Source organism: Tunturibacter empetritectus, from assembly GCF_040358985.1.
Classification (GTDB): domain Bacteria; phylum Acidobacteriota; class Terriglobia; order Terriglobales; family Acidobacteriaceae; genus Edaphobacter; species Edaphobacter empetritectus.
In genome coordinates this window covers 4577949-4591344 of sequence record NZ_CP132932.1, presented here as the reverse complement: position 1 = coordinate 4591344, position 13396 = coordinate 4577949, and the positions used below count along the sequence as shown (strand labels likewise).

8 protein-coding genes are annotated in these 13396 nt (G+C 55.8%); 5 read left to right on the top strand and 3 right to left on the bottom strand.

What is annotated here, in order from left to right:
• Positions 1-136 precede the first annotated feature (136 nt).
• On the top strand, positions 137-1819 hold the full coding sequence (locus RBB75_RS19270; RefSeq protein ID WP_179638234.1) for a patatin-like phospholipase family protein: 1683 nt from the start codon (positions 137-139) through the stop codon (positions 1817-1819).
• A gap of 228 nt (positions 1820-2047) precedes the next feature.
• On the opposite strand, the gene RBB75_RS19265 is transcribed toward RBB75_RS19270, so the two are convergent.
• From RBB75_RS19265 to RBB75_RS19255, 3 genes are all read right to left on the bottom strand, one after another.
• Entirely contained in the window at positions 2048-3562 is a 1515-nt protein-coding gene (locus tag RBB75_RS19265) for a sensor histidine kinase (protein ID WP_179638233.1), read from the bottom strand.
• Positions 3559-4239 (bottom strand): winged helix-turn-helix domain-containing protein, encoded by a 681-nt coding sequence (locus RBB75_RS19260; protein ID WP_179585890.1) that lies wholly within the window; start codon positions 4237-4239, stop codon positions 3559-3561. The genes RBB75_RS19265 and RBB75_RS19260 overlap by 4 nt, the downstream gene beginning before the upstream one ends.
• A gap of 114 nt (positions 4240-4353) precedes the next feature.
• Complete coding sequence (locus tag RBB75_RS19255; RefSeq protein WP_179638232.1) at positions 4354-5409, bottom strand: hypothetical protein; 1056 nt, start codon at positions 5407-5409, stop codon at positions 4354-4356.
• Between the two features lie 360 nt (positions 5410-5769).
• Between RBB75_RS19255 and RBB75_RS19250 the strand changes: the two genes are divergently transcribed.
• The 4 genes from RBB75_RS19250 to RBB75_RS19235 all read left to right on the top strand — a co-directional run bounded on the left by RBB75_RS19250 (position 5770) and on the right by RBB75_RS19235 (position 13146).
• Positions 5770-9033 (top strand): TonB-dependent receptor, encoded by a 3264-nt coding sequence (locus tag RBB75_RS19250; RefSeq protein ID WP_353069003.1) that lies wholly within the window; start codon positions 5770-5772, stop codon positions 9031-9033.
• A 159-nt stretch (positions 9034-9192) separates the two neighbouring features.
• Positions 9193-9720: a hypothetical protein gene (locus tag RBB75_RS19245; RefSeq protein WP_353069002.1), complete on the top strand. Its 528-nt coding sequence runs from the start codon at positions 9193-9195 to the stop codon at positions 9718-9720.
• Positions 9721-10258: 538 nt separating this feature from the next.
• Complete coding sequence (locus tag RBB75_RS19240; protein ID WP_353069001.1) at positions 10259-10609, top strand: PadR family transcriptional regulator; 351 nt, start codon at positions 10259-10261, stop codon at positions 10607-10609.
• A complete protein-coding gene (locus tag RBB75_RS19235) occupies positions 10606-13146 on the top strand; it encodes an ABC transporter permease (RefSeq protein WP_353069000.1) in 2541 nt (846 codons plus the stop codon). Before RBB75_RS19240 ends, RBB75_RS19235 begins: the two co-directional genes overlap by 4 nt.
• The last annotated feature ends 250 nt before the right edge of the window (positions 13147-13396 follow it).

Genomic DNA, 13396 nt, shown 5'->3' with positions numbered 1-13396 from the left:
TGAGTCCGTGACTGCGGACAGGGACGGGAGCGGAGGCGATAAATTGATGGTATGAGTACCACCAAACGGGCTATGACCAATTAGGTATATGGTTCATGGTTCGGAAGGGTGCTCTAATTTTGCTGCGAGGAGAGATATGCCGAAGCGGCTGGCTATTACGATTGCGGGTGCGGTGTCGTTGGGGAGTTATGAGGCGGGTGTTCTGTATGAGGTGCTGGATGCAATTCATCAGCATAACTCCGCTGAGGGAGTGACAGACGACGAAAAGATTCTTATCGATGTCATGACGGGCGCCTCGGCCGGTGCGATGACGGCGGCGATTGTGGCGCATAAGATGTTGTACTCTGCCGATGAGTTTCGCGACGCGTACGATAACCCGCTGTATAACGTGTGGGTAAAACGGATCGACCTCGATGGATTGTTGAAGACGGTGGACGAAGCGACAGGCGAGGTGGAGCCACCGCTGCGTTCGATCTTTTCGTCGAACGTGGTGGAAGGAATAGCAAAGGATACGCTCCTGGGACGATATGCATCGGAGGAGTGGCCCGCTCCCATAACGCACCTGGCTGCTGCCCGGTCGATCTCCATCGGAATGACGCTGACCAACCTGAACGGCGTGGACTACGGCTATGACATGCAGCCTTGCGGGAGGTTTATCTACACGCGGCATGAAGACCAGATAACACGAGTTGTGAGTGTGGACGGGAGCGATAAGCCGGAGGTGTGGCGTGAGCTAGCGGACGCGTCGGTGGCAAGCGGGGCATATCCGTTGGCATTTCGTGCAAAGGAGGTGGACCGCTGGCGGGCGGATTACGCAAAAAACGGTCTGGAGCCGTGGACGGATGATCCGTCGAGGTTCACGTACACCGATGGCGGAATCTTGCAGAATGAGCCGCTGGGTATGGCGAAGAATCTGGTGGATGAGATCGACAAGCATTGGTACAACGACAGCCGGTTCTACTTGTTTGTGTCGCCGCATGGGAGAACTTCGAGCGCGGATTCGAGCTTTTGCGAGGTGAATGCAGACTACTTCCAGATGATGAAGCGGTGGGCCAAGGTGCTGCTTGGGCAGTCAGAGTTTCAGGACTGGATTACAGCGGTGGAGATGAATGAGCAGATTGCTCTAATGGACGCTCGGGCCAGCGAACTGGTAGAGAAGCTGCGTTCAGGCGAAATCAAGAGCGGAAGTCTGAAGAGGACCGCGGATGGTCTGCTGAAGGTGTTGTTTTCGCAGCCGACGCGGACGGGGACTAGGCAGGTTGCGAAGATCGGGAAAGAGAGCCTCGCTAATGCCAGGCGGCGGATTGAACACCAATATAAGGAGGAGATCGTGCATCTGGGGGCAGGGAGCTACGCCGCCGATGCATTTCGCGATACTGTGCTTGCGTTTGAGACAGCGGCGAATTTGGGACAGTGCGACTATATGCGGATCTATGGAATCGCTGTGTCCGAGGAGTTGTTGGCGGGGGCGGACCTAACGGGCTTTCTGGGGTTCTTCGATGAGCGGTATCGCGTGCATGACTATGACCGGGGACGGATGGTGGCGAGAATGGTGTTGACCGATCCCGTGATGAGTGAAGCGGGAGAGCTAGGGCCGATACGGTATACGCCGACGCATACGAACCCGATCGACAGCACCCTGAACGGGCTGCAACTGGCGCAACTGTCGATCGAGGATCAAAAGAAATTTCGCGAGGGTGTGAAGAAGCGCGTGAGCGAGATGGTGCGATATCTGATTGGGTTCTGGTCTTATCCGGCGGACGTGGTGGTGATCGAACCGCTGATGAATGCGATTCTGAATCATTTGTTTCGGGAGTAGAGTGGACGAAATCTCGATCTATCTAACCATCTCCGCGCTTTTATCGCCCAGGGTGCCACACGCATCTCTCCTTCGGACAGAAGTTATCGTCCTCATGCTCAAGTCCAAAAAACGCAGCCGCAGTGGCCGGCGGAGGCTTCACTACGGTTGCTGCCACACTCACCTACGCATAGTCACTGAGTCACTCATGAGATGAGTATCGGGATTCAGATTGTGTTGATCCGACCACTACCGAGATGCGTGACTACGTTCGACAGAGACGCCGGACCGTCCTTCTGGCGTAGTTTGGAGCTTTAGTCCTGGGACAGCCGAAACGGGCAAAGGAGATAGAGGTAGTTCAAGCCTCACTCGCGTACCTCTGCCTTCCACACTTTCTATCGACATGGTTCCGCCGTGGGCCTTTGAGATAGCTTTCGCGATCGATAGTCCCAGACCAGTACCGCCCGACTCTCTAGTCCGTGCCTTGTCTGAACGGTAAAAGCGTTCGAAGACATGCGGCAGCGACCCAGCCGGAATACCTATGCCGGTATCACTGACCTCCAGAATCGCAAGCTGGGTTGCGCCGATTGCTGATATAGAGACGGTCACCTCGCCTCCATTTGGTGTGTACTTGATAGCGTTGTCCAACAGGTTTACCAGCACCTGCTTGATTCTGCCGGCGTCAGCCAGAATTGCCACCGGCTCAGCCCGAGAGCATCGCAGCGTGAGATTCTTTTCCTCCGCCATCAGATGCATCTGGTCAACGGTCCACTGTGCGAGGCAGTTGAGGTCCACTGGCTTCAGGTCCATACCGTCAGTGCCGGAATCCAGTCGAGAGATGGTCAGCAGGCTCTCCACGATCTGTGCCATGCGGTCGATCTCTTCGAGTGCGCTGCCCAGGGAATCGCGCTGCATCATCGGCATTCTGGAGGTGTGGAGCAATTGCTCTAACTCGCCGCGGAGTATCGTGAGCGGCGTACGCAGCTCATGGGACACATCTGCAGAGAAGCGCCGATTGTAGGCAAGCGCGTCTTCAAGGCGGCTGATCATACGATTCAGCGAGAGCGACAGCCTCTCCATCTCGTCGCCGGTCGCTATGACGGGCAAGCGCTCGCCAAACTGATGAGTACCGATCCGCTCTGCTTGTTCGCTCAGGATCTCCAAGGGCCGCAGCGGTAATTTCATCAAGAAGTGTCCACCGAGTGCGGCTGCAAAAAGAATGCACGGCGTTATCAGGAACAGAATCTTCAACAGGCTTGCCAGTACGCGAGAGATCGGGGCCAGGGAAGCGCCCATTTCAACGACATATCTCGTTCCCGAGGGCGACACGTATGGTTGTGTGTAGATCAGCAGATTGTGGGTTCCGCCGGCACTTTCCTGTCGAAAAAAATCCGTCGACTCACTCAATTGAGGCTGCGGAACAATCGAGGAATCGATATGAGGTTCTCGTGTGTCGCCGCCCTGGTACAGCACGGTACCGTCCTGCCTGCTAACGCGAATAAACCTTCCGCTGTTCTCCGGGGCATATGCCTCAGCGATTTCACCCTGCATCCAGGACTGTCCCTTGATCTCCTCCTGAGAGAGAAAAGTGAGGACGATCCCTTTCGCTTCGCCAATCAGCGAGTTCTCTAACGAACTTCGTAGATAGCTCTGCACACCAAAGTAAAGAGTTGCGCCGAAGACAAGCAATGCGGCTGCCATCAGGCCTACGTACCAGGTCGTGACCCGTGTTCGCAGCGTTGTCAAACGGATGGCCGGAATCAAGCCTCACCACCTGCACGGATCATGTATCCGGCTCCGCGCACTGTGCGAATCAGCTTACTCTCCTGTCCGTCATCTACCTTCGAACGCAGATGCCGCACGTAGACGTCGACGATGTTTGTTACTCCGTCGAAGCTCTGATCCCACACATGCTCGATGATCATATTGCGTGAGAGCACCCGCTCTGCATTCTGCATTAAATACTCCAGCAGAGAGTACTCCTTCGCTGTCAGTTCGATGCGTCTGCCACCGCGCTTAATCTGTTGGGTCAGGCGATCTAGCTCCAGGTCTCCCACCATCAACGTGCTCGATCGATTTACCGGTCCGCGCCTCAACAAGGCTTTCGCCCGAACCAGCAGTTCAGCAAAGGCGAAAGGCTTGGTCAGGTAGTCGTCCGCACCGCTCTCGAAGAGACGCACCTTGTCTTCTATGGAGTCCCGCGCTGTGAGCACCAGTACAGGCACGCATGCATCCTTATGGCGAAGCCGCTGCAGAACTTCGCGGCCATCCAGCCGGGGTAGCATCAGATCCAGGATGATCAGATCGTAAGGATAGGTCTGTGCCATCTCCAGACCATCGCGGCCGTCCGCCGAGACATCCACTGCGTACCGCTCGGCAGCAAGTCCACGCTCTACGAAGCCCGAGACCTTAGGCTCATCTTCCACCAGCAATATCCGCATTGCGTACACCTCGCACGATTACAGTCTTGAGCAGTAAAGCAGAGATGAAGCAAAGATGAAAACCCCTTCACTTGCGATTGCCTGCTACAGCGGCAGTTTAGTGGCGAGAAATTGCTACGGGATGCTGAAGTACATCACCTTGGCAACGGCCTTGGTATCCCCCGGGGAAGCCGCTAACACCAGCTTCTTGCTCGGTAACAGAATCCCCGTCTTGGCCCCGGGTGCGGTCGATATCTTCTCAACGGGCTTTAGATTATTGGCGTCGGAAGTGTCATAAATCTCGGTGTATCCTTGACCGCCAGGAACATACAGACGATGCATGGTGAGGTCGTATATTACTTGGTCGACTCTTGTAGGCGCGTCCTGCGTGCCCACGACGGCGCCGTCATCCGAATTCATCACCACAACCTTGCCCGCCGGAGCGCCGCTAAGGTCTGCGCGGCATACTACATACAACCTGTGCTGCATTTCATCCAGAGCCACCATCGCATTCTGTTGCGCCGGCGGAACCGGCCACTCGGCAATTTCTTTCATCGTCGTTCGATCCACGACAGCCATCTTGTTGGTCTGAGTCAGATTCACAAAGATGCGGTTACCACCCTCCTCCAGCGCAATTGCCTCGACATGGTTATCTTGAAACGTAACCCCGCCCAGTCGCTGCCCCGTATCCGGGTTCACCGCCTCGACACTGGCCGTCTTCATGTCGACATCTTTGCCGCCGGTCACGATGTAGTACACATTCGTCTTCGGGTCATAGGCCGCTGAATCCGCGCCCTCCGTCAACTTGATCGATCCCTTGATCGCATATGTTTCTGCGTCGAGGATCTTAGTCATCGTTTTGCCGCTATCCGTTACGATGACCGTTGAAGCGGCAGGGCGCACCAGAATGCTGTGTGGCGCGTCAAAACCTTTCACTGTCTTTAGATGTTGACCCGTTTTCAGATCGAAGACCTCCAGCGTCGCATGGTCTTCTGCCGCCAGTAGCAGTCGTCCGCGCTGTTCATCCACGGCGAAGTGATCGAAGTCACCTGTATAGCCCGGCAGCTCTATGGTTTGCACCAGTTTCATAGCGGGTTCTTGCGCGCGAGCAGCCGTCACTCCTGCAACGGGACAGATTGCTACCGAGGAACTCAAGACAAGCAGTCCGGCCAATCTCTTCTGAATCTTCATCTAATACCTCTCCTCGACGGCCGCATACCTTGTGGAGCCCGAAGCGATCCACTCCATCTACGCGGACTTCACAGTAAGCCTCATGCACCTTCATGAGGCTGTCTTGAAACCAAAATGAAATTGCATTCATCCACCCTCCGCCGCTATGCTTGCTCGTCCCCCCGTTCAAAACAACAAACGCCATCCATAAACAAACTTTTATGTAATCTTCAGCGACTCTTCATTCGCAAAGAACTAAATGGCAGAGGTCCGAAGTCATGCATCGCCGCCGTGATGAATTGGGTCACCGCCGCGTCAGCGTCACTCTGGCATTACGTAATAGCGATTGCATTGCAGTCAGCCAGTATTGAGAGGCACTACATGAAAGTACGGTCCATAAAGCGAGCACTTTACCTATCTACCCTTCTTCTCTGCGCGGCTCCAGCTCTGCGCTCACAGGTCTCTACCGGAACCATCGCAGGAACCATCACAGATCCCGCCGGTGCGCTCGTTGCAAATGCTCCTGTTGTTATCACAAACACCCAAACGGGCATCGTCACCGAGTCCACATCCAGCTCCTCCGGCTTCTACTCTGTTCCCAACCTCCAGACGGGTACTTACACCATCTCCATTAGCGTATCTGGCTTTGTGCCGCAGGAGATCAGGGATATTGCCCTCAATGTCGGTGCTCAGCAGGAGATCAACGTTCAGCTCCAAGTCGGTTCAGCCAAAGAGAAAATCGTAGTCACCACCGCGCCGCCCGCAATCGACATGGTCACTTCTACCACCATGCCCGTCGTCGACGAGCGCACAATTGTGGCTCTCCCGCTCAACGGGCGTGACTGGACTCAACTTGCTAATCTGCAGCCCGGCGTCGCCGCAGTGCGCACCCAGCCCGCTGTCGCCGTCACCAATCAACGAGCCAACCGCGGCATTGGGAATCAACTCACTGTCGGCGGCGCCCGTCCGCAGCAAAACAATTATCGGGTCGACGGCATCAGCATTAACGACTACTCCAACGGTGGCCCTGGCGGCGTCATCGGGTCAAACCTTGGCGTCGACGCCATCCAGGAGTTTTCCGTCGTAACATCCAACGCCTCTGCCGATTACGGCAAGGCTGCTGGCGGCATCATTAACGCGGTCACACGCGCCGGGACGAGTCGTCTACACGGCTCCGCCTACGAGTTTTTCCGCAACTCCGCGCTCGACGCGCGCAACGAGTTCGATACTCCGGGCCAGATCGCAGAATTCCGTCGCAACCAATTCGGCGCATCTGCAGGTGGTCCCGTGATCAAAGAGCGCACCTTCCTCTTCGGTGACTACGAGGGCCTCCGCCAATACCAGGGCGCAAATACCTCCAGCATCGTACCCTCCGCCGCGGCCCGGACGGGTAGCCTCTGTGTCGCCTCCGGTGGCAATCCCTGCGCCAGCCACGTGCAGGTGCCTGTCAGTCCCGTCGTTACTCCTTATTTTGCTCTGTATCCGCTCCCGACGGTCGACCCCGGTCCTAACGCCGACACTGGTAGCTTCCTCTTCAACGATCCCTTTGTCAGCCACGAAGATTACTTCACCATTCGCGCCGACCATCGCATCTCCGACAAGGATTCGCTCACAGGAACCTACTTCTACGACAACGGCAAACTCACCTCACCCGATCCCTTCAACGTCCGTATCACCGGCAACCTGGCCAAACGCCAGCTGGCGACAATCGGCGAATCGCACGTTTTTTCTGCAGCGCTACTCAACTCCTTCAAGTTTGGTTATAGCCGCGTTTTCTCCGATGCGCCCACCACCCTCGCGGCTATCAATCCTGCTGCGAGTGATCCCTCTCTGGGCTTCGTCCCGGGGCTTCCGGTCGGGTTAATCAATATTGGGGGACTCTCCAACTTTCAAGGCGGTCTCAAGGCCACCGGCGAGTTTGTCTTCCACCTCAACTCCTACCAGATCTACGACGATCTTTATTTGACCAAGGGCAAGCACGCGCTCAAATTCGGCTTTGCCTTCGAGCGCCTGCAGAACAATCAACTTGGCACCTCTAATCCCAATGGCCAATTCATCTTCTCCAGCCTGCAGAGCTTTCTCACCAACCACCCCACAAGCTTCAATGCGCCGCTCGCCCAGGGTGTCAGCCCACGCGATCTTCGCCAGTCGGTCTTCGGCGGCTACCTCGAAGACAACTACCGTATCTCCAATAATCTCACTCTTAACCTCGGTGTCCGTTACGAGCCTGTTACTGTTCCCACCGAGACGGCTAACCGTCTTGCCAACCTCCGCAATCTCACCGATACAACCCCCCATCTCGGCAGTCCATACTTTCAAAACGCCAGCTTCAAGAACATAGCTCCACGCGTCGGTTTTGCCTGGGATCCATTTGGCAAGAACATGACGAGCGTTCACGCTGGTTACGGCATCTATGACGCGCAACAGCTTAACTACCTGTACGAGGGGCTATCCATCTTCACCGCTCCCTATCTTGAGCTGGGCAACAACGCCGCTCCCGGTATCGGCTCTTTCCCAACGGGTGCTTATCCCTCACTCTCGGCGGCAAATCTGCGTTACGCCTATGCCCCGAATCACTCCTCCCGCAGCTACGTCCAGCAGTATTCGATGAACGTTCAGCAGCAGTTGCCCTACGACATGATCTTTCAGGTAGGCTACGCAGGGTCTCGCGGCACTCACCTTCCTTACCGCGTGGACGATGTCAACACCGTTCAACCCATCGTCAGTAATGGGAGCTACCTCTTCTATGGCCCCAACGGAAAAAACTCGCCCAGCGCAGCTGCTCTCACTGCTGCCAAGCTGAACCCCAACATCGGTCAGATTAGCGCCGTATTCATGACCGGCTACTCCCACTACAACTCGCTACAGACCAGCCTCAACAAACGCTTCAGTCACCATACGCAGTTTCAAATCTCTTACACATGGTCCAAATCCATAGACGACGGCTCCTCCTCCACCTTTGGCGACACCTTTGCCAACTCGGTGTCCAGTCTGCCGCTGTGGGCGCCCATTCGCCGCCGCGCCATCTCCGACTTCAACGTCGGACAGAATCTCGTTCTCAACTACATCGTCGAGCTTCCCAACGTCCGCAAGGACATACCGGTGGCTCACATACTCCTGAATGGCTGGCAATGGGGATCGATTTTTCAGACCAGCACAGGCGAGCCCTTCACGCCTCTCATCTCTGGCGATTCTCTCAACCTGCATAGTGCCGACGCATTCGCCTTTCCAGACCGTCTCACCGGTCCGGGGTGCACAGGCAATCCAGTCAAAAGTGTCTCTTCGCTCAATCGTCACTACGTCAACCTCAACTGCTTCGCCTTCCCCTCCTTCGACTCCACGTCCGGGCTCACGCATCTCGGAAATGCCGGTCGCAACTCCATCATCGGCCCCCGCCTCAACGATCTCGATACCTCTCTCGTGAAGAACACGTATATTCCACGCATCTCAGAGACGTTCAATCTCCAGTTCCGTGCGGAACTCTTCAACGTCCTGAATCAAGTGAACTACGCCACACCACCCAAGACCGGCACTCAGCTGTTCAACGCCAGCGGTGCGGTCCTTACCTCCACCGGCGGAGTGCTCGTAGGGCCCACTGCCGGAAGCAGCCGTCAAACCCAGTTCGCTCTCAAGGTGATCTTTTAACCGCTGCCTCAGTCACTATCTCTGAATGAATGCAATTTCATATCCGGTTAAGTCGCGGCTCATCTCGGAGAGGCATCGTTGTTACGGTTGAAGATACGTACCTGCTTCAACAGCGTCACACAGAGGACCGGAGTAGTCGCCGGATCAAGTCTAGGAGACATGATGAAAATAGCAGTTCGAATCCTATGGATCGCAAGCTTTGCCACACTGGTCGGCGTAGCATACGCGCAGCAAACACGGGAGCAGGCAATCGCAGGCATGCGAAAGGTCGATGCCAAAGAGATGGACCCCACTTACACCAGTGCCGCCCCCGGAGCGCAGAAGTTGGTCGACGAAGCACTCGCCAAACACCCTGAAGTCATCCTCCTCGCGATACACGCAACGCCACCCGGCCACAAAAACCTTATCGTAGCTTCCAACTTCGGACGCATCGGCAAGATTGGCGACGAGGATGACACGCGCTGCATTCGAACCGGCAAAAGCAACCTTGAGGTCAACGGCAATCACTTCGAAGACGAAGTTGTCATGAAAGATCAAACTGGCAAAACGATAGGCGCTGTCGGCGTAGTCTTCAACTACAAGCCAGGCGACGATAAGGCTGCGATGGCTAAAATCGCAGAGCAGATCCGCGATGAGATGCAGGCCGGGACGCCGACCGCCGCGGCTCTGTTCGGACCTCCTGCATAAGTGAAGATGCAATCCGTGGTGTCAAACCCGCGATAAGATCATTTTCTGGTTACATCTAATGTCATTGTCAGCTTATGGATAATGTGAGCTCACAAGCCATTGAATGCGCTCCAGAGAAGAAATCGCCTCACTAGGGGGGTATGTTTTCGGGCGATTGGGACTGCGCCATCACTGGCGCTGACAGGCCAAATGCACTCATTGAGGCATTGCGTTACCTAACGTCAGGCCGAAGTTACTGGAACGAGGCTTCTCGTTAACTTCGACCCGAGTACGTTTATCTGGTACCGAACTTGCCCGAAAGCCGACTTTGCGATCTCCCGAAGCTCGACGCCACAACTATCTGATAACTCTTTTGAGAGCCAGGTTAATGAGCGTATCGACCTGTTCTCTCGCCGACTAAAAAAATCTGGTGGTGATTTGGTGGTTCCTCGCCATTTGCTTCCGGACTGTTCCTCAGAGACGGCCTCTCGCACAGAACTTTGCTTGACACCTTGCACTTCTACAGGTCGATCATGTATATGTAGAAGGCACAGGCATCATGACGACTCAATCCAAATTTGATCTCCCACAAGGTACGCTGGATTTGCTGATCCTCCGCGTTGTTGCGTTGAGGCCAGTCCACGGCTATGCGATTGCGCAGCGCATTCAACAGATTTCGAAAGAGGCACTGCAGGTACAACAGGGTTCTCTCTACCCCGCTCTGCATCGACTGGAAAACAAGAAGTTCCTCGTTGCCGAATGGGGACCGAGCGAGACTGGTCGCGAGGCGAAGTTTTACCGGTTGACGACGAAGGGTCGAACGCAACTGAAGAACGAAACCGAAAGCTGGGCCCGCTTGATTGAAGTTGTCGGCCTGATTCTGCAACATCCGCAAGGAGAGACCACATGAACTTGTTGCAGCGGCTTTTACGACGGGCTCGGATGGAGAAAGAGCTCGACGACGAGCTTCGCTTCCACTTTGAATCACAGGTTGCGGATAAGATTCAGGCCGGCACGAGCGAAGCCGAGGCACGCCGCACCACTCGACTTGAGTTCGGCGGGCTCGATCAGATCAAGGAAGACTGCCGCGAGAGCCGCGGTACGCAGTGGCTTGCGTCCATCGCGCAGGATTTGCGCTTCGGTTCGCGCATCCTGGCAAAATCGCCCGGCTTTTCTTTTACGGCGATCCTGGTGCTTGCGCTGGGTATTGGGGTCAGCACGCTGGCGTTCAGCCTGTACAACCTGATCGCTTTGCAGACGATCCCAGTGCGCGACGCCGCCACTCTGGTCAGCATTCAGCGGCGATCTCCGGAGAACAACGCACCCGGTATTCCTTACGCTTCGATCGCCTACTATCGCGACAATGCCAGATCGCTCTCTGCGGTGATGGCAACGATGAGTGTCGCTCCTATGGTTCTGAATCATGAAGAACAACGCATTAACCCCAGCTTTGTCAGCTCGAACTATTTCATAGAGCTTGGCGCTTCCGCAACGGCTGGACGGTTGTTCGATCCCGCTCACGAGAGCTCTTCCGGGGCGGCTCCAGTTGCTGTTCTCAGCTTCCGCTTTTGGCAGAGAGAGTTTGACAGCGATCCATCAGTCATTGGCAAGACAATTTATCTCACCGGTAAGCCGGTCAACGTGATAGGCGTGACCTCGCAAGCGTTCGCGAATCTGGGGACAGAGAATCCGGATGTATGGCTTCCTCTCTTGCAGTATGCTTATTTTTTCGAAGGCAGTAAGGCTCTGGATGACCCGCAGTTCGATGAGAACATTCTTATGTGGGGACATCTTGCGCCGGGCGTTAGCCCATCAAGGGCCGAACATGAGCTGCTTGCGCTGACCGGCCAACTGCGGAAGCTCTACCCAGCTGTTATCTGGGATCATGAGCGCATCCTCGTCACCCCCGGCGCTCATTTCTTCTCGTTTGAAGACGGCATGCCGGTGCTGGCCTTCGCCGCGCTTCTTGTTCTCCTCATCCTGGTTGTGGCCTGCGCCAATCTAGGTGGGCTGTTGCTTGCGCGTGGAGTCCGGAGGCGACGGGAGATCCAGCTGCGGATCGACCTTGGCGCACGCAGGTCGCGCGTCCTTCGGCAATTACTGACGGAGAGCCTGCTTCTGGGTCTGCTGGGCTCAATGGCTGCGCTGCCTCTCAGCTACATCGTTCTTCGCCTCACTCTGGTCTATGCTAACGCTCCAGCATGGATGAGCGCGTTGCCGGACTGGCGCGTTCTTATCTTTACTGCTGCGATGGGTTTTCTCGCGGCACTCTTTTTCGGCATGCTGCCTACGTTGCAGATTGTTCTGCAGAAAAAAGAGAGAACCTTGTGGCATCAGGTGGTGGTCTGTGTCCAGGTGGGGGCAAGTTGCGTGCTGCTTATCGTGTCTGGATTACTTGTCCGCGCGACGCTCCATACGCTGTATACCGATCCGGGTTTCGGCTATGAGCAGGTACTGTCGCTCAACCCGGGCTTGAGCGACCACGGATACACACCATCTACGGCCGAGAGCTATCTCGACCAGTTGCGGAGCCGACTGCGAACGGTGCCCGGAGTTATCTCCGTGTCGATGGCTCAGAACCCTCCGCTGGTCAATACGAACGTGATGATTCAGGGTTTTCACGTTGATGGCCGCCTGATCAAGACCTATCCCAACTGGGTCGGTCCGGAGTTCTTCGAGACGATGGGTATTCCGTTGCTGCGGGGCCGGTACATGCACGCCGGGGAGACCCATGTAGTTGTGCTCAGCCAATCGTTGGCACGCAAACGCTGGCCGACGGAAGACCCAATCGGCAAAGAGTGGAGCACGGGCAAGGACACCGTTGTAGGGATCGTCGGTAACACGCGGGCGATGGAACTCAATAACTCGGACGCGACCGAAATCTACTACTCGCTGTCCGCCAAATCTCTCCCCAGGATGTCTGTTCTGATCAGGACAGCCGGTGCTCCTGATGGACTGTCGCCGACTCTTCAGCAGATTGCCGGTGGCATCGACCCCAAACTCTTCCCGACTATCACCCCGCTTAAGGCCGGCTTCAGCAAGAGCATCGGGCAGATCGAACAGGTTGCGACGATCATCAGCCTGCTCGGCAGCATAGCGATCTTCCTCGCAATCATTGGGTTGCTCGGCCTTGTCACTTATGCTGTGTCGCAGCGGACCAAAGAGATTGCGATCCGCCTTGCACTCGGAGCTAATCGCATGGAGATCTTCCTCACTGTGTTGCGCCGATTCGCATGGCCGGTCTTGGCCGGATTGGTGACAGGAGTAGCCTTGACCGCTGGCCTCTCGCAGATACTTCGTCGCGGGCTTTACGGTATCAGTGGTCTGGATCCAATCAGCTACCTGGGTGCGATAACCTTGCTGATCGCAATACTGGCCACGGCCGCCTTACTTCCAATCCGGAAAGCCCTTCAGATCGACATCGCAAGAATACTGCACTCCGACTGAGTTCGCTTATTCTCCTCAGATATTCGTTACAACAAATGCGTTTGTTGGAACTGCCCCTTGAGCTATTTGCTCATACCTCAGCGCGCAAGTGGACTGAACCCATTTGGCTTCTCAGATCCGCAGGATTGTCACAAACACTACAATCCGAGTCTGATGCTGCGTCAGAGAGACTCGCGGGTTGACGCCCTCTCCTCTGAGATCAGGCCAGAACTATCAGTTCTGCTGAAAAAGGCGTTAGAGGTGATGTCAA